General features: G+C 59.5%; 28 protein-coding genes. 17 read left to right on the top strand and 11 right to left on the bottom strand.

What is annotated here, in order from left to right; genetic code table 11:
• Positions 1–5 precede the first annotated feature (5 nt).
• Positions 6–287 (top strand): FitA-like ribbon-helix-helix domain-containing protein, encoded by a 282-nt coding sequence (locus tag FB555_RS08065; protein ID WP_182484964.1) that lies wholly within the window; start codon positions 6–8, stop codon positions 285–287.
• Positions 284–700 carry a PIN domain-containing protein gene (locus FB555_RS08060; RefSeq protein WP_182484963.1) on the top strand — a complete coding sequence of 139 codons (417 nt, stop codon included), beginning with the start codon at positions 284–286 and terminating at the stop codon, positions 698–700. Before FB555_RS08065 ends, FB555_RS08060 begins: the two co-directional genes overlap by 4 nt.
• 20 nt (positions 701–720) lie before the next feature.
• On the opposite strand, the gene FB555_RS08055 is transcribed toward FB555_RS08060, so the two are convergent.
• Positions 721–1,362, bottom strand: coding sequence for a winged helix-turn-helix domain-containing protein (locus FB555_RS08055; protein WP_182484962.1), 642 nt, complete (start codon positions 1,360–1,362; stop codon positions 721–723).
• Between the two features lie 347 nt (positions 1,363–1,709).
• Positions 1,710–2,342, bottom strand: coding sequence for a uracil phosphoribosyltransferase (gene upp, locus FB555_RS08050; RefSeq protein ID WP_182484961.1), 633 nt, complete (start codon positions 2,340–2,342; stop codon positions 1,710–1,712).
• Between the two features lie 90 nt (positions 2,343–2,432).
• On the opposite strand from upp, the gene tadA reads away from it, so the two are divergent.
• Positions 2,433–2,900: a tRNA adenosine(34) deaminase TadA gene (gene tadA, locus FB555_RS08045; protein WP_425485609.1), complete on the top strand. Its 468-nt coding sequence runs from the start codon at positions 2,433–2,435 to the stop codon at positions 2,898–2,900.
• Here the strand turns inward: tadA and FB555_RS08040 are convergent.
• Both FB555_RS08040 and FB555_RS08035 read right to left on the bottom strand, forming a co-directional pair.
• The gene (locus FB555_RS08040; protein ID WP_182484960.1) at positions 2,897–3,607 is read right to left on the bottom strand and encodes a glutamine amidotransferase-related protein; all 711 of its coding nucleotides are present in this window, start codon (positions 3,605–3,607) and stop codon (positions 2,897–2,899) included. The genes tadA and FB555_RS08040 overlap by 4 nt on opposite strands.
• Before the next feature lie 8 nt (positions 3,608–3,615).
• A complete protein-coding gene (locus FB555_RS08035) occupies positions 3,616–4,578 on the bottom strand; it encodes a cation diffusion facilitator family transporter (RefSeq protein ID WP_182484959.1) in 963 nt (320 codons plus the stop codon).
• An 84-nt stretch (positions 4,579–4,662) separates the two neighbouring features.
• Here FB555_RS08035 and proC point away from each other — a divergent pair, with 84 nt between their 5' ends.
• Complete coding sequence (gene proC, locus FB555_RS08030; protein WP_343046435.1) at positions 4,663–5,505, top strand: pyrroline-5-carboxylate reductase; 843 nt, start codon at positions 4,663–4,665, stop codon at positions 5,503–5,505.
• 9 nt (positions 5,506–5,514) lie between these two features.
• Here proC and FB555_RS08025 read toward each other — a convergent pair whose 3' ends face one another.
• Positions 5,515–6,186 (bottom strand): potassium channel family protein, encoded by a 672-nt coding sequence (locus tag FB555_RS08025; protein ID WP_182484958.1) that lies wholly within the window; start codon positions 6,184–6,186, stop codon positions 5,515–5,517.
• Complete coding sequence (locus FB555_RS08020; RefSeq protein WP_182484957.1) at positions 6,179–7,603, bottom strand: TrkH family potassium uptake protein; 1,425 nt, start codon at positions 7,601–7,603, stop codon at positions 6,179–6,181. Before FB555_RS08020 ends, FB555_RS08025 begins: the two co-directional genes overlap by 8 nt.
• Positions 7,604–7,687: 84 nt before the next feature.
• Between FB555_RS08020 and FB555_RS08015 the strand changes: the two genes are divergently transcribed.
• The 4 genes from FB555_RS08015 (at position 7,688) to FB555_RS08000 (ending at position 9,040) form a co-directional block, all read left to right on the top strand.
• The gene (locus tag FB555_RS08015; RefSeq protein WP_182484956.1) at positions 7,688–8,164 is read left to right on the top strand and encodes an ArsR/SmtB family transcription factor; all 477 of its coding nucleotides are present in this window, start codon (positions 7,688–7,690) and stop codon (positions 8,162–8,164) included.
• Between the two features lie 94 nt (positions 8,165–8,258).
• Complete coding sequence (locus FB555_RS08010; protein WP_003792170.1) at positions 8,259–8,357, top strand: 30S ribosomal protein bS22; 99 nt, start codon at positions 8,259–8,261, stop codon at positions 8,355–8,357.
• A gap of 96 nt (positions 8,358–8,453) precedes the next feature.
• On the top strand, positions 8,454–8,741 hold the full coding sequence (locus tag FB555_RS08005; RefSeq protein ID WP_182484955.1) for a glutaredoxin family protein: 288 nt from the start codon (positions 8,454–8,456) through the stop codon (positions 8,739–8,741).
• On the top strand, positions 8,738–9,040 hold the full coding sequence (locus tag FB555_RS08000) for a Dabb family protein (RefSeq protein WP_182484954.1): 303 nt from the start codon (positions 8,738–8,740) through the stop codon (positions 9,038–9,040). Before FB555_RS08005 ends, FB555_RS08000 begins: the two co-directional genes overlap by 4 nt.
• 77 nt (positions 9,041–9,117) lie before the next feature.
• Here the strand turns inward: FB555_RS08000 and FB555_RS07995 are convergent, their stop codons facing one another.
• The gene (locus FB555_RS07995) at positions 9,118–9,501 is read right to left on the bottom strand and encodes an SHOCT domain-containing protein (RefSeq protein ID WP_182484953.1); all 384 of its coding nucleotides are present in this window, start codon (positions 9,499–9,501) and stop codon (positions 9,118–9,120) included.
• A 136-nt stretch (positions 9,502–9,637) separates the two neighbouring features.
• On the opposite strand from FB555_RS07995, the gene FB555_RS07990 reads away from it, so the two are divergent.
• Positions 9,638–9,904, top strand: a complete 267-nt coding sequence (locus FB555_RS07990; protein WP_182484952.1) for a glutaredoxin family protein — start codon at positions 9,638–9,640, stop codon at positions 9,902–9,904.
• Positions 9,905–9,993: 89 nt separating this feature from the next.
• On the opposite strand, the gene aspS is transcribed toward FB555_RS07990, so the two are convergent.
• Both aspS and FB555_RS07980 read right to left on the bottom strand, forming a co-directional pair.
• On the bottom strand, positions 9,994–11,304 hold the full coding sequence (aspS, locus tag FB555_RS07985) for an aspartate--tRNA(Asn) ligase (RefSeq protein WP_182484951.1): 1,311 nt from the start codon (positions 11,302–11,304) through the stop codon (positions 9,994–9,996).
• Positions 11,305–11,382: 78 nt separating this feature from the next.
• Positions 11,383–12,216, bottom strand: a complete 834-nt coding sequence (locus FB555_RS07980) for an alpha/beta fold hydrolase (protein WP_182484950.1) — start codon at positions 12,214–12,216, stop codon at positions 11,383–11,385.
• Between the two features lie 99 nt (positions 12,217–12,315).
• Between FB555_RS07980 and FB555_RS07975 the strand changes: the two genes are divergently transcribed.
• From FB555_RS07975 to ccsB, 5 genes are read left to right on the top strand one after another with little or no spacing between them, the layout of a single operon-like run.
• The gene (locus FB555_RS07975) at positions 12,316–12,987 is read left to right on the top strand and encodes a histidine phosphatase family protein (RefSeq protein ID WP_182484949.1); all 672 of its coding nucleotides are present in this window, start codon (positions 12,316–12,318) and stop codon (positions 12,985–12,987) included.
• Positions 12,984–13,604: a TlpA family protein disulfide reductase gene (locus FB555_RS07970; RefSeq protein WP_182484948.1), complete on the top strand. Its 621-nt coding sequence runs from the start codon at positions 12,984–12,986 to the stop codon at positions 13,602–13,604. The genes FB555_RS07975 and FB555_RS07970 overlap by 4 nt, the downstream gene beginning before the upstream one ends.
• A gap of 1 nt (position 13,605) precedes the next feature.
• Positions 13,606–14,361 carry a cytochrome c biogenesis protein CcdA gene (locus tag FB555_RS07965; RefSeq protein WP_182484947.1) on the top strand — a complete coding sequence of 252 codons (756 nt, stop codon included), beginning with the start codon at positions 13,606–13,608 and terminating at the stop codon, positions 14,359–14,361.
• Positions 14,345–15,946, top strand: coding sequence for a cytochrome c biogenesis protein ResB (gene resB, locus FB555_RS07960; RefSeq protein WP_182484946.1), 1,602 nt, complete (start codon positions 14,345–14,347; stop codon positions 15,944–15,946). The genes FB555_RS07965 and resB overlap by 17 nt, the downstream gene beginning before the upstream one ends.
• Positions 15,943–16,947 carry a c-type cytochrome biogenesis protein CcsB gene (ccsB, locus tag FB555_RS07955; protein WP_425485608.1) on the top strand — a complete coding sequence of 335 codons (1,005 nt, stop codon included), beginning with the start codon at positions 15,943–15,945 and terminating at the stop codon, positions 16,945–16,947. Before resB ends, ccsB begins: the two co-directional genes overlap by 4 nt.
• 139 nt (positions 16,948–17,086) lie before the next feature.
• Here ccsB and FB555_RS07950 read toward each other — a convergent pair whose 3' ends face one another.
• Positions 17,087–18,079, bottom strand: coding sequence for an o-succinylbenzoate synthase (locus FB555_RS07950; RefSeq protein WP_182484945.1), 993 nt, complete (start codon positions 18,077–18,079; stop codon positions 17,087–17,089).
• A gap of 44 nt (positions 18,080–18,123) precedes the next feature.
• Here FB555_RS07950 and FB555_RS07945 point away from each other — a divergent pair, with 44 nt between their 5' ends.
• The 3 genes from FB555_RS07945 to FB555_RS07935 are packed head-to-tail and all read left to right on the top strand — an operon-like array spanning position 18,124 to position 21,159.
• The gene (locus FB555_RS07945; protein ID WP_182484944.1) at positions 18,124–19,014 is read left to right on the top strand and encodes a 1,4-dihydroxy-2-naphthoyl-CoA synthase; all 891 of its coding nucleotides are present in this window, start codon (positions 18,124–18,126) and stop codon (positions 19,012–19,014) included.
• 2 nt (positions 19,015–19,016) lie between these two features.
• Entirely contained in the window at positions 19,017–20,237 is a 1,221-nt protein-coding gene (locus tag FB555_RS07940) for an AMP-binding protein (protein ID WP_182484943.1), read from the top strand.
• A gap of 10 nt (positions 20,238–20,247) precedes the next feature.
• Complete coding sequence (locus FB555_RS07935; RefSeq protein ID WP_343046434.1) at positions 20,248–21,159, top strand: 1,4-dihydroxy-2-naphthoate polyprenyltransferase; 912 nt, start codon at positions 20,248–20,250, stop codon at positions 21,157–21,159.
• 9 nt (positions 21,160–21,168) lie between these two features.
• Here FB555_RS07935 and FB555_RS07930 read toward each other — a convergent pair whose 3' ends face one another.
• Entirely contained in the window at positions 21,169–21,441 is a 273-nt protein-coding gene (locus tag FB555_RS07930) for a DUF4229 domain-containing protein (protein WP_182484942.1), read from the bottom strand.
• Between the last annotated feature and the right edge of the window lie 18 nt (positions 21,442–21,459).

The raw sequence follows: 21,459 nt of genomic DNA, 5'->3' as shown, positions 1-21,459 counted from the left end.
GACCAATGACATCGATCGTGGTGAGAAATCTAGAAGAAGAAGTGAAGCTGGGTCTCAAGGAGCGGGCAAGGCGAAACGGGCGCTCCATGGAGGCGGAAGTTCGAGCTATTTTGGGGGCGGCAGTTCTCCGAACCGAAAACTCTCCGCGGTCTGAAGAGGCACTCGCTTCGCTCGGCGCTCGCATGCGAGCTCGTTTCGCTCACATAGACACCGAGGAATTAGTTTTCCCCAGATCAACGGAACTGGCCAGCGGGGTGGACTTCAGCGAGCCAGAATCATCCTTGTGATCATTATCGATACAAATGTCGTGTCTGAGCTCACTCGCAAGAGCCAGCATCCTCAATTCGTGTTGTGGTTTGACCGCCATGTTGGACGCGACCTTTTCCTGACAGCCACAATCGTCGGGGAGCTCGTTCGAGGCGTGGCGATTCTTCCAGACGGACAGCGCAAAATGGACCTGACGGCATCCGTCATGGACGTAATCCTGGAAGACTTTGCTCAGTTCGTGGTGCCCTTCGACCGCCTGGCTGCCTACGAGTGGGGGGAACTTGTTGCGGAGCAACAAAGGCGTGGAAGAACTCTCAGTTTTGCGGACAGCCAGATCGCAGCGGTTTGCCTCGCCCAGGGTGCATCATTGGCCACGCGTAACACCAGCGATTTCGAGGGACTCGGCCTTGATCTCATCGATCCGTGGGCGTAGGAAAAAAGCGGGCGAGCAGCCTAGAACATGTCGGGACTGGGGGCACTCGCGTGCAACACGGTGACGTCCGCATGAGTGTCGTAACGGTAACCAATGCCCCGAACGGTGCGCACGATGTCCTCGAAGCGGCCCAATTTTGCGCGCAACCGCCGAACGTGCACGTCAATCGTGCGCTCGTTGGGAATATCGACATCGTCGGCCCGCCAGAGTGCCGCAATGAGTTCTGACCGGCTCACCGTCAAACCCTTGTGAATCACGAGGAACTGCAACAGCTCAAACTCCTTGAAGGTGAGGGGAGCAGTTTCGTCATCGATCAGGATGCGCTTGCGGGAGATGTCGATTGTGACCCCACTGCCCTCTTTGTCCGACGCCGATTCATCGCCGCGATGCCGCGCCACCGCCGAGGGTTCCTGCAGAGCAAGGCGCACGACATCCACGTCTCGTCCACCGGCCTGTTCGGGCGCAAGCGCCACGGCGGCATAGGTTTGGGCGTCGGGAACGAGCTGAGTCGTGAGGTTCTTCAGAGCTTCGACGATCTTGGCGAGGTCGATGCCGTTAGCAGCAGCGGTCGCCTCATCGATGCCAACATAGAGGGCGAAACCGCGCGCTTGGTTCTTGCCGGTCGGAGGTGTGGCGTTAGTGGCGGGTGCCATGTGTCTCATCCTTATGATGATGCGCGAACGTGGTGCGGCGGGGCCTGCGAAACCAGTGTTCGGGTGTTTCAGAAAACGTATGGTGACCCGTTAGGGTCGGCGTGCACCATTGTGCAGAGCGTTCTCCTCAACCAGATACTGCAAACAAGGCGCAACTGGAGATGAAGGAGAACTAGGGCGAAAAGTGCCTAGTTACAGCAACACATTCGCGTACACGCAGCGTCAACTCCAGGCATCATCATGCCGGATGCTTCCGAGACTCCACAGGAGGCCAAGGAAAAAACGCTTTTTGTCATGACCTTAGTAAACCGGAGCGAGTAGGGGGTGTCAAATGACGCACCCCTAGGAAACGACGGCTAGACCGTGCCGTAGAGCCGATCACCGGCATCGCCAAGGCCCGGAACAATGTAGCCACTCTCGTTGAGGCGCTCGTCGAGAGCTCCCAGCACGAGCATGACGTTGGCATCAACGGTAGCCGCCTCGACCGCCGCAACACCCTCGGGGGAACCGAGCAAGCAGATGCACGTAATGTCGGTAGCGCCGCGTTTGAAGAGAAACTCAATGGCGGCAATAAGCGATCCTCCGGTGGCCAGCATGGGGTCCAGCACGAAGCACTGGCGACCACTCAGGTCATCGGGCAGGCGCTCGGCGTAGGTGCTGGGCTTGAGGGTTTCCTCATCGCGCACCATTCCCAAAAAGCCGACTTCGGCCGAAGGGATGAGCTTGACCATGCCCTCGAGCATTCCGAGGCCCGCGCGAAGAATGGGTACAACGAGGGGGCGCGGCTGACTGAGCATGACGCCCACCGTGGTGGTCACGGGCGTCTCAATCGTGACGGGCTCCACGCGCACCTCGCGCGTGGCCTCGTAGGCCAACAGCGTGACGAGCTCCTCGGTAAGCGACCTGAACACCGATGACGGAGTGGTCTTGTCACGCAATACCGTGAGCTTGTGGGTGATCAGAGGATGATTGGCTACGTGCAGTCGCATAGGCTTAATCTATCGAATGATGCTGTGACGAGAGTTGTCGGGATCATCAACGCTGGCACGAACGATGCGACCGCGGAAAGGGTAACGACCGTGACATTGCCCGTGCCTGATGAATACCGCATGCTGATGAACATTGCCTTAGCGGATGCCCGGCTCGCGCTCGAGACGAACGACGTGCCCGTGGCCGCCCTCGTGGTTACCGCGGACGGACGCATTATCTCCAGGGGCCGTAACGAGCGTGAGCGGGATAATGATCCCACCGCTCACGCCGAGATTCTGGCCATCCGGGCCGCCGCGGAGGTACGTGGGTCTTGGCGCCTCACCGATGTCACCCTCGTCGTCACCCTCGAACCGTGCGTGATGTGCGCCGGGGCAATTCTCGCCGCCCGCATTCCTCGGCTTGTTTTCGGTGCGTGGGATGCCAAGGCGGGGGCGGCCGGGTCGGTTCACGACTTGCTGCGGGATCGTCGGCTTAACCACCAAGTCGAAGTGATTGCCGGCGTCGAGGAAGAGGCATGCGGCAAGATCCTCACCGACTTTTTCCGCGACAAGCCCTAACGCTTCTCGATCCCATCGAGAAACTCGTTTAACATGGACTGGGAGGCCACGCCCATCGCAGTGGAGTGGGTATCGCGTTCGGCGACCAGGGCATCGGGGTCCATCCCCAGATTCACCACGGACTCGCGCCCAATGGAAAGCCACTCCTCGTGCATTTCCTCCGTGGTCTCGGGGTGAAATTGCACCGCGAGTCCCCATGACCCCAAGGCAAAGGCTTCATTGGCGTAGTCACTCGACCCGGCCAGCAGAGTCGCCCCGGCCGGTAGGTCAAAGGTGTCGCCGTGCCACTCCATGACCGGCACCCCCGCAAAATGCCGAACGGGGGAGCTCGAACCGGCCAACGTGGGAACGACGTCCCGAAAACCAATCTGCGTGGTGTCGCCCTTGTACACGCGCTCGCCGAGAGCACTCGCCATGATCTGGGCACCAAAGCACACTCCCAACGTGGGTTGCTGGGCGGCCAAGCGCGACGCCAGCCACGCTTCCTCGGCAACAATATAGGGAAGGGCATCCCGTTCGTAGACACCGCCGTCATTGCCCAAAACGACGAGAAGATCGGGCGCCAGTGTAAGGGTCTCGAAGTCGGTGGTGCGGGCATCCAGAATCTGAATGTCATACCCGCGCTCACGCAAGACAGGCTCAAGATTGCCCAGATGAATAGAGGGGTCATGCTGAATGACCAGCGCTGTTTTCAAAACGTTGCTCACGAAACTCCTTAGTCGATGCTCTTGATGAAGACGGCGTCGGTATTCAACGACGTGCCGTGTTCGACACGCGCGACGTCGGGTTCGATGTAAATGACGCGGGCGGCCGGCACAGAAGCTCGAACGCGGGCTTCAATTCTGTCGATAGCGGTGGCGACCTCGGAGAACCGCATCTCGGCCGGAAAGGCCAGTTTGGCTCCCACCAACAGCTCATCCGGCCCCAAATACAGTGTCTTCAAGTGCAGGATGCTCTCGGCTTCACCGCCCGCTTCGACGGCCTTTTCAATGGCCTGAACGTCTTCGAGTGTTGCCCCCTCGCCCACCAGGAGGCTCTTGGTTTCAATGCCTAAAATAATGGCGACGAGAACAAGCAGAATGCCGATGCCGATGGTGCCGACGGCGTCCCACATGCTGTCGCCCGTGAGAACGGTGAGACCCACACCGAAGAAGGCCATCACCAGACCCAGAAGAGCGGCGGTGTCCTCGAGAAGCAAAACGGGAAGCTCGGGAGCATTGGAATGACGAATGAACTGGATCCAGGATGCGTCACCGCGCAGAGGATTCGACTCCCGAACGGCGGTGCGAAGTGAAAGGCTCTCCAACACAATGGCGATGGTCAGCACCAGCATGGGGAGCCACCAGTATTCGAGCGGCTCAGGATGCTGCAGCTTGTTAAAGCCCTCGTAGAGGGAGAAGACGCCACCCACGCTGAACAAAATAATCGAGACCACGAAGGCGTAAACGAAGCGCTCGCGCCCATAGCCAAACGGATGCTTGTTATCGGCCCGCTGACGCGCCTTGCGACCCCCGAGGAGCAACAACAACTGGTTGCCCGAGTCAGCAATCGAGTGCACACCCTCTGCCAAAAGCGAGGTAGCCCCCGAGAACGCAAAGGCAATGAGCTTGGTCGCCGCAATTCCGAGGTTGGCCAAAAGTGCCGCAATGATTGCTTTGTTGCCACCGGTTGCGCTCATAGAACTTGTCCTCTTCGCCGATATTCCCACGCTGACCGCCGCGCTGGTCTCGCGCGGCAACTGCTCCAATCCTAGAATGAGCGAGTGAATACAGTTAACCTTCCCAGCATTGCCATTTTGGGTGCCGGATCGATGGGGCGTGCCATTCTTTCGGGATTGCTGGCGCCGAACGTCTATGTCGAGGGCGGCATCCGCGTCACCAATCGCAGTGCCGAACAAGCCGCGACTTTCGATAACGAACCCCGTGTGACAGCGCTGGCGACCAGCATTAATCCGGATGCCAACCGGGAGGCCGTTCGCGGCGCCACCATTGTTCTTGTGGCCGTGAAACCGATCATGGTGCCCGACCTTCTTGATGAGATTTCGGATGCGTTGGAACCCGGGGCCATCATTGTCAGCGTAGCCGGGGGAGTCACCACGGCTACCCTCGAAGCGCACCTCCCCGCCGCCATTTCCGCTATTCGTTCCATGCCGAACACCCCGTCGAAGGTTGGTCTCGGCGTCACTGGTGTGTGCGCGGGATCCCGGTCGAGTTCCGCTGATATTGACCTAGTAACGCGCTTATTTGACACAGTGGGCGACGTGTTGGTGGTTCCCGAATCCCAAATGGACGCCGTGGGCGCGATCTCCGGCTCCGGCCCGGCCTACGTCTACTACTTCATTGAGGCTCTCACCCAAGCCGGCATTGCCCACGGGCTCACCCCCGCGCAAGCGGATCTTGCCGTGCGCGCAACCTTCCGCGGTGCCGTCGAACTTTTAGCGGCTTCGGGGGAGACCCCGGCGGAATTGCGCCGTCAGGTCACGAGCCCCAAGGGCAGCACCGAGCGTGTCATCGCCGTCTTCGACGAGGCCGACCTCCCCGGCATTTTCGTGCGCGCCACCGCCGCATCCATTAGTCGATCCCAAGAAATGGCCGTCGGTCAGTAGGCGCAGGCCCTACTTCGGTAGCGCGGCGAATCTCTCGATATCGCTGGGGTGCCCCGACACGAGGATTTCGTCACCGCTATCGATGAGAGTCTCGGCCGTGGCGAACGTGAAAGATTCTCCGGGCTTCTTCACGCCGACCACGGTGACCTTGGAGGTCCCCCGCACACCTGACTCGGTCAATGTTTTACCGGCCAGAACTCGTGGGGGGTGCAGCTTGACAATCGCGAAGTCCGGGTCGATTTCGACGAAGTCGAGCAGCTGTCCCGAGAGAAGATGGGCGACGCGCTCGCCGGCTTCGGCCTCCGGGTAAATGACGTGGTTGGCGCCGATGCGTTCCAAAATTTTGCCGTGAGATTTACTGATGGCCTTGGCCCAAATCTGTTCGACACCGAGGTCGACAAGATTGGCGGTGATGAGAACGCTTGCTTCAATGGAAGACCCAACCGCTACAACAGCTGTCCTGAAGTCGCGGGCTCCGATTTGCTCAAGAGCTTCAATCTTCGTGACATCGGCTTGAACGGCGTGCGTAATGCGCTCAGACCATTTCTGAACGAGCTCCATGTTTTCGTCTACGGCCAGAACTTCGCGGTCGAGGCGATCGAGTTGCCCTGCCGTGGCTGCTCCAAAACGGCCGAGCCCGATGACGAGCACGGCGGTGTTCTTCTTCTTGCGATCAACCAACGATCGGCCTTTCCTCGGGGTGATTAAAGAACTGGCCAACCTGGCTTGCCGCCAGGGCCGCCGCCAACGTTACTGTACCCACCCGGCCCATGAACATGATGGCAGCCATCACGTAGACGCCAGAATCGGGCAGACTCGCAGTGACCCCCGTGCTCATACCCACAGTGGCAAAACCCGAGATCACGTCGAAGAGGATGTATTCCAGCGGAGCATCCGTAATATTCGACAAAATCAGTGTGCCCAAAGCCACCGTTGTCGCCCCCCACAGAACCACGCTGACCCCCAGGCGCAGAACATCGCTGGGGACCCGGCGCCGAAAGACTTCGATAGAGGAACGTCCTCGTGCCTCGGCCACGGCTGCCAGCAGAAGGATGGCAAAGGTCGTGACCTTGATACCGCCGGCGGTGGATGCCGAACCACCACCAATAAACATCAACATGTCGGTGAGCAAGAGGGTGGCCGTGTCGAGCTGACTGATATCGACGATATTGAAACCGCCCGAGCGCGCCATCGTCGAGAGAAAAGCCGCTTCAAAAATTCTTTGCCCGGCGTCGAATGCCCGAAACGCGGTCGACCCAATCGGGGAAACGATGAGGAAGGCGAGGATGCCGCCAGCCCACAGCAGCCACCAGGTCGTCAGCGTGAGCTTGACATGGAGCGACCACTTGCGGGGGTGAAACAGGTGTCGGCGCAGGGCATAGAGAACTGGGAAACCGAAGCTGCCGAGCATCACAGCAATCATGATGAGGGAGAGAAACCAGAAGTCGCCCTGAAAAATGGCGAGTCCACCGATGTTCGGCGTGAAGCCTGTGTTGGTGAAAGCGGATGCCGCGTAATAAAAGCTGTACCAAATGGATTCCCCCACGGGGTACCCGGCCGCCATGACGCTGGGCATCATAAGAATCGCGATGACCGTCTCGATGGCAAAGAGGCTCACGGCCACCGAAACCACGAGACCGCCGACATCCCCGAGCTTGATGGCTTGGCCCTCCGGCACCGGCCCGGCGTGCAGGCGAAGCGGGTTGGTGTCGCTCGCAATCATGAGTTTGGCGCGAAGGCCCAAGCCGCCGGAGATGATGGCGCCCAGCACGGAGGCCAGCGTCAACACACCAATGGCACCGATCTGGGTTCCGATAAAGACGAAGGCGTTCCCGAGCGGCGACCAGTGCGTGGCCATGTCGACCGTGGATAGGCCCGAGACGCAAATTGTCGAGACGGCGGTGAAGAGCGCATCGGCAAGAGCTGTAGGAGTGTTGTTCGCCCCCGAGAATGGGGCCGCGAAAATTGCCGTGAAAACAAGAATCATCGCCGCGAAAATCAGGACGGCAAAACGGGACGGTGACCTGCGGGCGAAGCCCTCCAGGGCTTCCCTCACGCGCACCCAGGCCGGCGCATTCTGGGCTAGTTCCTCGTTCATGCACCCATCCTTGCCGACCCGTGACGCGAGATATGCCCGCACAGCCATGGTAGCCCGGTCACGGACTCCGGTAACCTTAGTGTCATGGCTGACATTTTTGACGTGGTGGCGGATGCAACCCGCCGCGAGATGCTACATATCCTTCTGGAGAACCAGGTGCAGGGCACGAGCGAGCTCAGTGTGTCGGAGTTAGTCGCGCGCACCGGACTCACGCAACCCACTGTCTCGAAACAACTGAAGGTATTGCGTGAGGCCGGACTCGTTGTGGTGCGTGAAGAGGGACAGCACCGTTTATACCGCCTGGATGCCACGCCGCTCGAGGAACTTGAAGACTGGGCGATACCATTCCTCAGTGTTAACTTCGCTGGCAACGCTGATGGCGCCGAATCGGAGCGACTCTTGGGAGACGACGTCGTGGCTGCGGCCACAAACGTGGGAAGCGTCGCTGCCAGCACCGTCTACCAAGTAACCCAGGCGTGGCGTGAACTCCAAACCGGTTCTAAAGATGCCGCCACCAAGCTTTCCGAATCCATCCGCCGGGCAGCACGCCGCTCGGAGTAGTTGGCATCAAATTCATCCGCTAGACTTCCACGAGGCATATTGCTCAATCTGGCCAGTAAAGTTTCTGGCCTAGCCCAATATTTGTGAGGTTCTCGTGGGTTCAGTAATCAAAAAGCGTCGCAAGCGCATGGCGAAGAAGAAGCACCGTAAGTTGCTTCGTAAGACCCGTCACCAGCGTCGCAACAAGAAGTAAATTCTTCTTTCCTTCCACGCCAAAAGCGCCCGGCCACAGTGCCAGGCGCTTTTTGCATGCCCATTCGCGGGCCACACGCCCTCTAGGCTGGAAGACGTGCCCAACATCACCCTCACCCTGATTGGCAAGCCCAGCTGTCACTTGTGTGACGATGCGCGTCTCGTTGTGAACGACGTCGTGGCCCAGCTTCACAGCGCGGATAGTCCGGCCATCGATCCGGGCGTCTCTCGCCTCATTGTTCGCGAGCTCTCGATCGAAACAGACCGCGCGCTCTTTGATGAGTACTGGGAACAGATCCCCGTCTTGCTCATCAATGGAAAAGTTCATAATTTTTGGCGCATCGACCCGGTTCGCCTTACCAACTCTTTGAAGGAGCTCCTATGAGCATTCGCCACATCGTTATCTGGAAACTTGTTGCCACCGACGAAGCCGGACGTGCCGAGGCCGTGGCCGAGATTCGCCGCACCCTGGAGCCCCTTGTTGAGCAACTTGACGAGCTCATCAGCCTGAGCGTGACGCCTAACGTTGCCTACTTTGGCGTGAACGGGGATGCCATTCTTCAGTCGGAATATGCCAATCTCGATGATCTCGAGACCTACCTCGTTCACCCCCTGCATGTTGTTGCCGTCAACCACCTCAAGCCACTCTTTGCTTCGCGTACGGCAATCGACATCGAAATCTAGATTCACCGTCAATGACGAACGGCCCGGAGAAAATGTCTCCGGGCCGTTCGTTGTGCAACCCGAAGGTTGGCTGGTTGTTACACGCTTTCGATGATCTTCTTCTTCAGCGCCGTGAACTCGTCGGCCGTAATGGCACCTGACTCCTTCAAGGCGTGAGCCTTAGCAATCTCGTCAGCGTGTGACGTGCCGGCGACCTCTTTGATGTAGGCGTCGGCTTCAGACTTGGCTTCGAGGACGGCAGCGTTCTGACGCTGGGCCATACCTTGGCCGCGGACGATGAGGTAAACGAACGCGGTGATGAAGGGAACGACGACCAAGAAGATGATCCAGACAGCCTTAACCCAGCCGGACTGCTTGTGGTCACGGAACAGGTCACCAATGATCGAGAACAAGATCATCAAGTAGGCGATGAAAAGGAAGCTCACCAGGAAGAACCAGATGAAATCTCCGAAGTTTGACATGTTGTGAAGCCTTTCGTAGACAGAGTGTGACCGAGAGGCCCCAGCGGTTACCCTATCGGCTTAAAGCATCCATATGACGGCAAAACTGCTCACATGTGCGCTTCCCTTGTGTGTGAGATGAACGTACGCTGGAAGTATGAATGCTCAAACTGACTCCCGAATCACAATGTATGGCGCCGAATGGTGTGGCGATTGCCGCCGTTCGAAGAAGCTTCTCGACACTTTGAACGTGGATTATGACTACGTTGACCTCGAGGCCGTCGTCGAGGGTGCCGCCCAGGCCGAGGCTATTAGCGGGCGCAAGAACATCCCCGTCATTGCTTTTCCGGATGGAACCCACCAGGTGGAGCCCTCCGACTCGGCACTGCACGCGAAGCTCACCGAGCTTGGTGCCGCCAAGTAACACCGAGACTTAGCATGAAAAAGGGAGCCCGCGAAGGCTCCCTTTTTGTGTCTGAACGTCAGCCGAAAGTGGGGCGAAAAGAGTGAACCTTATGGCGTGAGGCGGTTGGGGCCGCGGAACAAGTACGTCACCTCGCGCAGGTTGGGCTGGTGCAACATCAGCATCATGACGCGGCCAAGGCCCATGCCAAATCCACCGTGTGGGGGAACGCCATACCTAAAGAAGTCCAGGTAGAAGGATAGCTCCTCGGGGTCGAGACCCTTCTCCTGCGCCTGCTTGGTGAGAACCTCGATGCGGTGCTCGCGCTGTGCCCCGGTCGTGATCTCAGTGCCCCGCCAGATGAGGTCGTAGCTGCGCGTGATGCTCTGATCGGCATCGTCACGCATGTGATAAAACGGGCGAATGCTGGCGGCGTAGTCGGTGAGGAACACGAACTCATGACCGAACTTCTCGGCCACGTAGGCGGCAATCTGGCGCTCACCCTCGGGGTCCATGTCGTCATCCGCGCGCGGCACCTCGTATCCACGCTCGGCCACGATGCGCTTGGCCTCGGCCAGCGGGATGCGGGGGAAGGGCAACGATGGAACCACAACATCCACGTCAAAGTAGGTCTTGATCTCTTCGCCATGCTTGTTCTTCACGGCAGTGAGAGCGGCGACTAGCAGCTCTTCCTGCATCTTCATGACGTCTTCGTGGCTGTCAATCCAGGAGATCTCGGCGTCGACGCTCACGAACTCCGTGGCGTGACGCGAAGTGAACGACGGGTCCGCGCGAAAGACGGGCCCAATCTCGAAGATCTTTCCAAAGCCAGCGGCCTGCGCCATCTGCTTGTAGAACTGGGGGCTCTGCGCGAGGTACGCCTTGCCCTCAAAGTAGTCGACTTCAAAGAGCTCGGCGTTGGACTCGCTCGGGCTCGCCATCAGTTTGGGTGAGTGAATCTCGACGTAGTCGCGCTCGATCCAGTAGGTGCGCATGGCGTGCTCAAGCGTGGTCTGGATGCGGAAGATGAGGCTGTTACGCGGGGTGCGCAGGTCGAGAAAGCGCCAGTCGAGGCGCTTGTCGATACTGCTGTCAGCGGCAATGGGGGTCTCGGCGATGGCCTCGGAGACAACGGTGAGATCAGAAAGTTTGATCTCGAGGCCGCCGAGCTTGACGCGTTCGTCGATTTTGAGGTCACCCGAAACGGTGATGAAGCTGCCCGCAGCGAGGCCGGAGATGCTCTCAGCGATGGGGTCGCTCTCCTCTGAGCGAGGGTGCACAAGTTGAACGGCACCACTCTCGTCGCGCAACACGACGAACTGCACCTTCTTCTGATCACGCACGGTCTCAACCCATCCAGAAACGGAGACGGGGCCCTCGGGCGTAGCGGAAAGGTTCTTAATAAGGATGCGGTCAGTCACAATCCTCGAGTTTACGCGAAACCAGCACTAGCCCATGCCGTGACCCTAAGACCTCAACGAGGGAATGTTTTCAGAAAGTTACTTTGCAAGAAAGTTGAGCAAGATTTCGTTGACCTCGGAGTAATGGGTCCAGAGCATCCCGTGCGGGGCGCCTTCGATTTCGACATATTCGGCGGCCGGGAGCGCTTTGGCAAACTCTCTCCCTGTTGCGTCAATGGGGAGGATGTTGTCGCTGGTGCCATGCACAATGAGCGAAGGCACGTCGATTTTTGCAATGTCTGAGCGGAAGTCGGTCAGCCAGGTTGCTTGTGCCGCGACGGAACCGAAAGCACTGGAACCCGCGGCGATGTTCCAGCTCTGACGAAGGACCTCTTCGCTGAGACGCGTGCCTAAGTTCTCGGCGCTGTTGTAGAAGTTCTGGTAAAACTGCGTGAAGAAAGCGAAACGGTCGGCCGTGACCGCTGCACGCAGGCCGTCGAAGACCTCCTGCGGTACGCCGGTCGGGTTGTCGTCTGTTTGGAGCAGAAAGGGCTCAAGGGAACCAAGGAAAATGGCTTTTGCAATCCGCTCAGATCCGTAGGTTCCCAGGTAGCGACCGACTTCTCCGGTTCCCATGGAGAAGCCAACAAGAACAGCATCCTTAAGATCGAGCGTTTCGAGCAGGACATTGAGGTCGGCGGCGAACGTGTCGTAGTCGTACCCAACGGTCGGCTGGCTGGAACGGCCAAATCCGCGACGGTCATAGGTGATCACACGGTAGCCGGCATTCAGCAGGGCGGTGGTCTGTTTTTCCCACGACGAGCCATCGAGCGGGTAGCCGTGAATCAGCACGATGGCCTGACCGGTTCCATGATCTTCGTAGTAGACGTCGATGTTCGTGCTATTTTCTGTTCCAACGGTGATGTAGGCCATGTGCTTTCCCCTTACGTGATGTGTAGTTTGGATTTAGCGTGGTGCAAGTATAAGCAATGCACGGCGAATTCTCTGGGTGAGCATCCGTAGACTTAACGGGTGGTCACCAGACAGCTTCATCTTGTGCGTCACGGTGAGGTTTTTAACCCCGACCGTGTGCTCTACGGGCGGCTACCCGGCTACCGGCTCTCGGAGCTCGGGCACCAGATGGCTACCCTAGCGGCCGACGATCTCGCCGGTCGTGACCGCGTTATGGCGCGGCTGATTGCTTCGCCACTCCAGCGCACCCAGGAATCTGCCGCTCCGGTTGCTGCTGCCTTGAACCTTCACATCGATCTTGATGAACGAGTCATGGAGCCCCGAAACGCTTTCGAAGGCAAGCGGATGCGCGGCGTCGATTCCGCCCTGAAGAATCCGGCGAATTGGCGGTACTTGGTTAACCCGTTCCGCCCGAGCTGGGGCGAGCCCTATCGCAGCATCGCTTCGCGCATGCGAGCCGCCATGACCGATGCCATGGTGCACGCCGATACCGATGGTATCGAGGGCGACATTGTGGTCGTGAGTCACCAACTTCCCATCTGGATGGTCCACCGCGACGTGCATCACGAACGGCTTTTTCACGACCCCCGTTCGCGGCGCTGCGCCCTCTCCAGCGTCACGACGCTCGAACTTGTAGACCCGGCCCGCCCCGAACTCGGATTCGTTGAGGTTGGCTATGTCGACCCCGCGGAGCCGTTGTCGGCCGGTGCCTTAGACGTGGGAGCAGTATGAGCCGCACACGAAAGGGTGGTTTCGCCGCTACCGTTACTGCCACTCTGGGTCTCGGCCTCGTTCTCCTTGTTGGAATAACCGGATGCTCGAGCGACCCTCTCGCGGAGCAGTACCGGGCAGGGAGCAACAAGAATTACATCGCCGGTGACGGAAGCGTCACCGAAATTCCGCTCGCGAACCGCACCGAGCCCATTGTCTTCTCAGGGCTTTCCGAGACCGGCGAAACTCTGGCATCGGCTGACTATCTTGGCAACGTTCTGGTCGTTAACTTTTGGTATGCGGGCTGTGCTCCCTGCCGCGCCGAGGCTCCTCTCCTCGAAAAAGTCCATACGGCCACGGCACCGAACGGGGTCGGTTTCATGGGGGTGAACGTTCGTGATCAGCCCGAAACCGTCGTCACTTTTGACAAAACGTTTGGCGTCACGTACCCCAGCATCGTTGACCTCGATGGTCAAGCCCAGCTGTCGTTCGCCTCCAATGTTCCCCCGAACGCCGTGCCGACGACGCTCATTCTCGACCGAAAGGGTCGCGTTGCCGCGCGAATTCTGGGGCAAATTTCCGACACCTCTATTCTGACGACGCTCGTCACAGACATTTCCGCCGAAAGCGCGTCATAGCGTGGGCGATATCGGACAGATTGTTTTTAGCGGCCAGCTCATTGCGGCCCTGCCGCTGGCGTTGCTAGCCGGTCTCGTGTCTTTTGCATCCCCGTGCATTCTTCCCCTTGTTCCTGGATACCTCGCCTATGTCGGCGGAATCGCTTCCGTGCCCAACGGCGCCAAGCGCCGACGCCGCGACGTCGGCCGGCTGTTGCTGGGGGTCTTCCTCTTTATCCTGGGGTTCTCGCTGGTCTTCGTTGCTTACGGTGCCGCCTTTGGAGCCATGGGGGCGTGGCTTGTTCAGTCGCAGGGCCTCATCACCCGCATCCTCGGGGCCGTCGTGATTGTGATGGGACTGGTTTTTGTAGGCCAGTTTGGCTTCATGCAGCGCACGGCCAAACTCGCCATTTCGCCCGCCACCGGAGTGTGGGGTGCGCCGCTGCTTGGTATCGTTTTTGGCATCGGTTGGACCCCCTGCATGGGCCCCACCCTCTCGGCCATTTTGTCGCTCAGCCTAAACTCGGCGTCCCCGTGGCGCGGAGCAATTCTGAGTTTGGCGTACTGTCTCGGCCTCGGCATTCCCTTCCTGCTCGTTGCCCTTGGCCTCACTTGGGTGACGGGGTCGGTGGCATTCCTGCGCCGCCACATCCGTGCAATAAACATCACGGGAGGCATCATGCTTGTCATCATCGGTGTGATTATGGTCTCAGGACTCTGGACTCAATGGATATATCAACTACAGGCGGTGATTTCAGGCTTTGTCCCGACCATCTGATCACTTCGACAGCCCTGCGCCCGCGAAGGCATCGGCCACAAGCCCGGCGCTCAGCCCCCGCGAATGGATGCGTTGGTTCTGGCGCCAACTCACGAGCATGCGGACGGCATTGCTGTTGCTTCTGCTTCTGGCCATCGCCGCTGTTCCCGGATCCATCGTTCCGCAGCGCAGCTCTGACCCCAACGGTGTCACGCAGTATTTCGTCAATAACCCCAAAAGCGCGCCCATCCTTGACGGTTTTCAGATGTTTGATGTCTACACGTCGGCTTGGTTCTCCAGCATCTACCTGCTGCTCTTCATCTCACTGATCGGGTGCGTTATCCCGCGCACCAAGCATCACATTGAGGCACTCCGCGCCGACCCGCCCAAGACGCCGGTAAACCTGTCGCGTCTGCCCGCCCACCTGACCCGCGACGTCACAAGCGTCAGCGCAGAAGCCGTTATTGAGGCAGCCCACAAGATTACGCGGGGCTTGCGCTACCGGGTTCGTCGTTATGACCGCGGGTCAACACTGACGATTTCAGCCGAGCGAGGCTACGCCCGGGAAACCGGAAACCTCATCTTCCACTTCGCCCTCGTGGGGGTCTTGCTCACAGTCGGTTTTGGTGGCGGCTTCGGTTTTGCCGGCCAGCGCGTGGTCGTTGAGGGCCAGGGTTTCACCAACTCTCTACTGGCCTATGACTCGTTCAATCCCGGTCGTTTCTTTAATCCGTCAACCCTGCCGCCGTACTCGATCTCGCTGGACTCGTTTAAGGTCGTTTACGAGCAGGCCAACCCCAACGCCATCGGTCAACCCCTGGATTACAACGCCAGTGTGACGACCCAACTGCGGGGCGGTACCCCCGTCCAGCAGAACATCAAGGTCAACGAACCCTTGCGCATCGCCGACACCGACGTCTACCTGCTCGGGAACGGCTATGCGCCCACCATCACGGTGCGTAACCCCGCGGGCGAGGTCATCTTTACCGACTCCACGCCGTTCTTGCCGCAGGACAGGAACCTCACCTCCGTCGGTGTCATCAAATTACCGGATGGCCTTTCCCAGCAACTGGGAATGATCGGCTTTTTCTACCCCACCGTCAGCACGGGGCATAGTGGCGCCCTCTTTTCGATGTATCCCGACCTCATTGATCCCGAAGTCACCTTTAATGTGTACGCCGGAGATCTCGGGTTGAACGCTGGGGTGGCCCGATCGGTCTACGCACTGGATACGAAAAATCTGACGCAATTGACCGGGGGAAAGACGGGTGTCAAGTCGATTGAACTGAAGCCTGGCGAATCGGCCGACCTCCCGAACGGGCTTGGCACCGTGACGTTTGACGGAGTGAAAAGGTTTGCCTCCCTCGACATTCACCGCGATCCGACGCAAGGGTGGGTGCTCGTCTTTGCCCTTGCTGCACTGGCCGGTTTGCTTATCTCGCTCTTCATTCCTCGCCGTCGTCTATGGGTCGCCGTCACGACTTTGCCCGGCGGAGCAGTGCACATTGAAACAGCCGGTCTCGCACGCGGCGATGACCCGACTCTTGATTCAGCCGTGACAGCGCTGGATAACGCTGTCGCAACCAATCTAGGATTGACCTCGTGACCGATGTTCTTTCGCAGTATTCAGTTTTGTCCTTGTACTCGTCGATGGCTATTTATGCCATCGCGTTTATCCTCTTCACGCTAGATTTGGCGCGCGGCGCCGGGGATGACGCTGTTGTGAAGGCGTCGAAACTGCCCCGGATTGCTATGGCCTTGACCACCCTTGCGTTCCTCCTGCAGCTTGCGGCGACTCTCCTGCGCGGCTTCGCGGCATCGCGAGTGCCGTGGGCCAACATGTATGAGTTTGCAATGACCGGAACTTTGATCATTGTGGGTGTATTCCTTGCGGTCAATATCAAGTGGGATCTGCGCTTCATCGGCACCTTTGTCACGGGCTTCGCACTCCTGTTTCTTGGGCTGGCCAGCACGCGTTACTACGTTGAGGTCGTTCCTCTTCCCCCCGCGCTGCAGTCGTACTGGCTCGTGATTCATGTCTTCGTGGCGTCGCTCGGAACCGGTTTCTTCGCGCTCGGCTTTGCCCTCTCGCTCGCACAGCTCCTGCAGCACCGGCGCGAACTAACGAACGCGGCTGCTCACGTCGTCGCCCCCGTTTCTGCGACTGTTTCGGCGCCTGTTGCTGCGCCTGTTTCCGCATCCGCATCGGACTCTTCCGCCACTGCCACTCCATCCGCCACCGCGCCGGCTAAGTCGGCACGTCGCTCGCGCCTCGAGTTTCTCAAGCGCCTGCCCGACTCGATTCAGCTCGAGAACTACGCGTATCGCCTCATCATCATCGGCTTCATCTTCTGGACCTTCACCCTCATCGCGGGTGCCGTCTGGGCGGAGAAGGCCTGGGGTCGATACTGGGGCTGGGATACCAAAGAGGTCTGGACCTTCATCATCTGGACGATTTACGCGGGGTACATTCACGCGCGGTCAACGCGTGGCTGGCGCGGAACGCGGTCCGCGTGGCTGGCCATGATTGGATTCGCCGCGGTCATGTTCAACTTCACGATCGTGAATATCTTCTTCAAGGGCTTGCACGCCTACTCAGGTCTCTAAATCGAAGCCGACCCCGCAAAGACCGTTCCTCCCGATTGGCAGGCTCTTGCCTCGGCCGTTTCCTCGGCCATGGTTTCGCCCGGCCGAGTCGATCTGGAAGGGCGCGAGAGCGGAAGCCTATGTGGCTAGCCGCGGATTCCTAGGCCCGCTCGGCGGCCGTCAGAACCTTGTAGGCACGGGTGAGGCGGTTGCGCCACCAGTTGGCGCGATCCTTCTCGGCGGCGTGCGCCTTCAGCAACGCTTCAGAGACGGCAGGCCGGCGGATCTCGATCATGCCGTTGACGGGCACGAGGGGGTCCTCACTCACATCATTCGACAGCAGCGCGCCGGTCCCGAGTCCGCAATCATAGTTCAGCTCGGCGAGGGCGCCCGCGAGGTGCAGCCCCATCGACAGCCCAACGCTGGTGTCGAGAGCACTCGAGACGACGACAGGCAAGCCGGCCTCGGCAACGAGGTCGAGCGCGCGGTGGATACCGCCAAGAGGCTGAGCCTTAATAACGAGGATGTTCGCCGCCCCCGACCGGGCAACCGCCAGCGGGTCCTCGGCGCGGCGCACGCTCTCGTCCGCCGCAACAGGAATGCCCTTGTACTTGATACGTTTGCGCAGCTCGGCCAGCTCCTCGACCGTGGCACACGGCTGCTCGACGTACTCGAGATCGAAATCGGCCAGGGCGTGAACGGCACGCTCGGCCTCATCCACGTTCCAGCCGCCGTTGGCATCGATACGTATGCGCCCTTCGACACCCAGAACCTCGCGCACGGCGCGCACCCGCGCGACGTCCTCGGCGAGGGTCTGGCCGGCTTCGGCGACCTTCACTTTGGCGGTGCGGCATCCGTTAAAGGCCGAGAGAACCAGCGACACCTCGCTGACGTCAACCGCAGGAACAGTGGCGTTCACGGGGACATGCGTGCGGTGAAGCGCAGGGGTCTCGTTGTAGCCGAAGTCGATTGCGGCGGCGAGCCAGACACTGGCCTCGGTGTCGTAGTACTCCGTGAAAGGGCTAAATTCGGTCCAGCCCTGCGGACCTTCGAACAGCACAGCCTCGCGCTCCCACAGTCCGCGGAAGCGCGCGTTCAGGGGCAACGCGACAACGCGGGTGGTCGACAGGATTTCAGCGAGGCGAGGAAGCATGAGCACAGTCTTTCACTCTTGGCCACGATGCGTAGGCTGGAGGCATGATCGCACCAGTTTCAGAAATTTTTGATGCCACGCAGTGGGTCACAGCTCCCGGGTCCGAGGACTTCACCGACATCACCTATCACCTCCATATTTCGGGGCAGATCGCTCGCGTAGCGTTCAATCGTCCCGAGGTTCGCAACGCCTTTAGGCCTCAAACGGTAGACGAATTGTACCGAGCGTTGGATGATGCCCGTCAGAATTCGAAGATCGGCGTCGTGCTGTTGACCGGCAACGGCCCAAGCCCCAAAGATGGCGGCTGGGCATTTTGCAGCGGAGGCGACCAACGCATCCGGGGCCGTGACGGTTACCAGTATGCCGACGGTTCGCTGTCGACCGGGCGTCTGCACATTCTTGAGGTTCAGCGCATGATTCGCTTCATGCCCAAGGTCGTCATTGCTGTGGTTCCCGGATGGGCGGCCGGCGGCGGCCACTCCCTGCATGTCGTGTGTGACCTCACCATTGCGAGCCGCGAGCACGCGCATTTCAAGCAAACGGATGCCGACGTCGGTTCCTTTGACGCCGGTTACGGCAGTGCGTACTTCGCCCGCCAGGTCGGCCAAAAGTTTGCGCGCGAAGTCTTCTTTCTCGCGGAGGAATACAGCGCTGATCGGGCGTATGAGATGGGTGCCGTCAACAAGGTCGTGCCGCACTCCGAGCTGGAGTCTTCGGCACTCGCGTGGGCGCACACCATCATGACGAAATCACCCACCGCCATTCGTATGCTGAAATTTGCATTCAATGCCGTTGATGACGGAATGGTGGGACAGCAAGTCTTTGCAGGGGAGGCCACGCGTCTCGCGTATGGCACTGACGAAGCAGTGGAAGGTCGGGATTCATTCCTTCAGAAGCGCGATCCCGACTGGTCGCCCTACCCCTGGCAGTTTTAGCCATGCACGAACTTCGCATGGTCGATGCCGCCGATGTTGACGCGGTGATGCTGGTACTTCGGTCCGCGCTCGAGGGCGGACCAGCGCTGCTGCCGAAAGATCTGCGCGCGGTGCGGGGAGGGTCGTTGCAGGACGACGCTCAAATTTCCACGGTTCCAGAATCTATGGCTCTCGTCATCGAAACCTCCGGTTCCAGTGGAACTCCCAAGCGCGTGGCCCTCTCGGCCAATGCCCTTCTGGCGAGCGGCGCGGCCGCCCATGAGAATCTCGGGGGGGCAGGCCAGTGGCTTCTGGCACTGCCGCTGACGTACATTGCCGGAATCTCCGTGCTGGTTCGTTCCATCATGAGTGGTCAGGAGCCCGTGGTTCTCCCCGCCGGTCACTTTGACGCGCAGTCTTTTGTGGAGCACGTTGCTCAGATGAAGGGCTCGCGACGATACACGTCGCTGGTTCCCGTGCAGCTGGCCCGCCTCGTCGACTACGCCGAGGATGAGGCGGGGGATGCCCAAAAAACGAGTGATGAGGCTGACGGCAGCACATCCGCGGGGGGCATCATCGCTCGCCTCGATGCTCTGCTTATCGGCGGTCAAGCCATGGAACCTTCGTTGGCAATCCGTGCCCAGGCGCTCGGATGGAGCATTGTGCCTACCTACGGTTCGAGCGAAACAGCGGGAGGTTGCGTCTACGGAGGTGTGGCGCTGCACGGAGTGATGGTTAAGATCGGCGATCCGGCGACGCGCGAAGTGTGGATCAGTGGACCTGTTCTTGCCGAAGGTTACCTTGGTGATGATGCGCAAACTTCGGAACACTTCGTCACCCGTGATAACACTCGCTGGTACCGCACCGGCGATGCGGGAGACGTTACGGCGGGAATTCTCACCGTAACTGGCCGCCTCGATCGGGTCATTATTTCGGGCGGACTCAAGATTTCTTTGGATGCCGTGGAAAGCGCGGCGCGAACGGTGGAAGGCTGTGAAACTGTGGTGGCGGTCAGTATTCCAAATTCGGAATGGGGTCAATGTCCGGCTCTGATCGTCCCGGGATTGGTCGCTTCGCGTGAACGGGATGATCTTGACGATCGGCTCTACGAGGCTGTGGTGGCAGCACTCGGCCGCTTAGCTGCGCCCCGGGTCATTCACCACGTGGAGGCCTTGCCACGTCTGGCGAATGGCAAAGTTGATTTGATCGCGGTGTCTCAAATCTTGTGCGATAGCGACGAGTAGACTCACGATCGTGGCCACTAAATCCAGGACAAACGGAAATCGCAAGAACGTTCCGGCGTCGCGTTCCGACTGGGTTTCGGGCGCGCGTTTGCGCACACTCCCGCTCGCCGTCGCACCGGTTGCCATTGGGTCGGGAGCCGCTTCACTCGTTGACCGATTCGATCCCGTGCTCGCGCTGCTCTGTCTCGTCGTCTCGTTGTCTCTGCAAATCGCCGTTAACTATTCGAACGATTACTCCGACGGCATTCGGGGAACTGATGAATTTCGAGTCGGCCCACCGCGCCTGACGGGATCGGGAAAGGCGGAACCCAAGCGCGTCCTGGCCGTCGCTGGTGCCTTCTTTGTTCTCGCTGCAATCGCCGGTGTCTCCGTCATCCTGATTACCGGTTACTGGTGGTTGACCGCGATTGGGATTGCCGCTGTTATCGCCGCGTGGTTCTACACCGGGGGCAAGCGACCGTATGGCTATAGCGGTCTTGGCGAGCTCTTTGTTTTCATCTTCTTTGGCTTGGTCGCCACGGTGGGAACGACCTTCGTTCAGGCCGGGGTCATCAACGTCGAGAGTTGGTTCGGCGGAGTCGGTGCGGGACTGATCGCGTGTGCGGTTCTGATGGTCAACAACATTCGCGATATTGCCACCGACACGAAAGCAGGCAAGAAAACACTCGCGGTGCGGATGGGTCGAAGAGCCTCTATCGTTGCGTTCTGCGCGCTTCTTCTGGTTCCTTTTGCGCTGGCAGCGGTGCTTGCCATGCTGTATCCACTCGTCTGGCTCGTGCAGTTTGGGCTGCTGGTTGCCCTGCCCGCGTGCGTCATCGCCGGCACGGCCAAAACCCCCGGCGAATATGTGCTTTCGCTCAAGCTGGCCAGCTTTGTTGGCCTCTTGTTCGGAGCCGGCCTCACGGTAGGTTTTTTCTTTTAGCTCAAGAAACTAGCGCTCGTTGGTGGCGTCCACGGCAGCGTCCTCGGCCGCATCGTCAGCCCCCACGAAGGGCGTCTTGCGTGTGCGCGCTGTGTGAATCTGTAGGGCGACGGCATTTCGCGAACGCGCAAAAAAGATGTACGAGACGCAAATTCCGATGACGGCAGCAACCAGTGCCGAAATCCATCCTTCGACGCCGAGGGCCAGAAGAATTGCGAGGGGAACAATAAAGGAAACAAGGCGAAGAAGCGTGTATTGCAACCACGCGGGAAAGTTTTTCACAGCACTCAGTCTACGCTC

It is taken from the genome of Alpinimonas psychrophila (assembly GCF_014137865.1).
In the GTDB taxonomy this organism is placed as follows: Bacteria; Actinomycetota; Actinomycetes; order Actinomycetales; family Microbacteriaceae; genus Alpinimonas; species Alpinimonas psychrophila.
Note: the sequence above shows the minus strand (reverse complement) of the source record. Positions and strands in the feature narration are given on the sequence as shown.

What these genes read in the sequence shown, in the direction of transcription:
- FB555_RS08035 (WP_182484959.1), bottom strand. Translation starts at nt 4,578, where the DNA reads ATGAGCGCAACCGGTGGCAACAAAGCAATCATTGCGGCACTTTTGGCC.
- FB555_RS07980 (WP_182484950.1), bottom strand. Translation starts at nt 12,216, where the DNA reads ATGGCCTACATCACCGTTGGAACAGAAAATAGCACGAACATCGACGTC.
- FB555_RS07990 (WP_182484952.1), top strand. Translation starts at nt 9,638, where the DNA reads ATGAATGCTCAAACTGACTCCCGAATCACAATGTATGGCGCCGAATGG.
- FB555_RS07970 (WP_182484948.1), top strand. Translation starts at nt 12,984, where the DNA reads ATGAGCCGCACACGAAAGGGTGGTTTCGCCGCTACCGTTACTGCCACT.
- FB555_RS08055 (WP_182484962.1), bottom strand. Translation starts at nt 1,362, where the DNA reads ATGAGACACATGGCACCCGCCACTAACGCCACACCTCCGACCGGCAAG.
- FB555_RS08065 (WP_182484964.1), top strand. Translation starts at nt 6, where the DNA reads ATGACATCGATCGTGGTGAGAAATCTAGAAGAAGAAGTGAAGCTGGGT.
- FB555_RS07950 (WP_182484945.1), bottom strand. Translation starts at nt 18,079, where the DNA reads ATGCTTCCTCGCCTCGCTGAAATCCTGTCGACCACCCGCGTTGTCGCG.
- FB555_RS07995 (WP_182484953.1), bottom strand. Translation starts at nt 9,501, where the DNA reads ATGTCAAACTTCGGAGATTTCATCTGGTTCTTCCTGGTGAGCTTCCTT.
- FB555_RS07940 (WP_182484943.1), top strand. Translation starts at nt 19,017, where the DNA reads ATGCACGAACTTCGCATGGTCGATGCCGCCGATGTTGACGCGGTGATG.
- upp (WP_182484961.1), bottom strand. Translation starts at nt 2,342, where the DNA reads ATGCGACTGCACGTAGCCAATCATCCTCTGATCACCCACAAGCTCACG.
- FB555_RS08020 (WP_182484957.1), bottom strand. Translation starts at nt 7,603, where the DNA reads ATGAACGAGGAACTAGCCCAGAATGCGCCGGCCTGGGTGCGCGTGAGG.
- FB555_RS07945 (WP_182484944.1), top strand. Translation starts at nt 18,124, where the DNA reads ATGATCGCACCAGTTTCAGAAATTTTTGATGCCACGCAGTGGGTCACA.
- FB555_RS08015 (WP_182484956.1), top strand. Translation starts at nt 7,688, where the DNA reads ATGGCTGACATTTTTGACGTGGTGGCGGATGCAACCCGCCGCGAGATG.
- FB555_RS08000 (WP_182484954.1), top strand. Translation starts at nt 8,738, where the DNA reads ATGAGCATTCGCCACATCGTTATCTGGAAACTTGTTGCCACCGACGAA.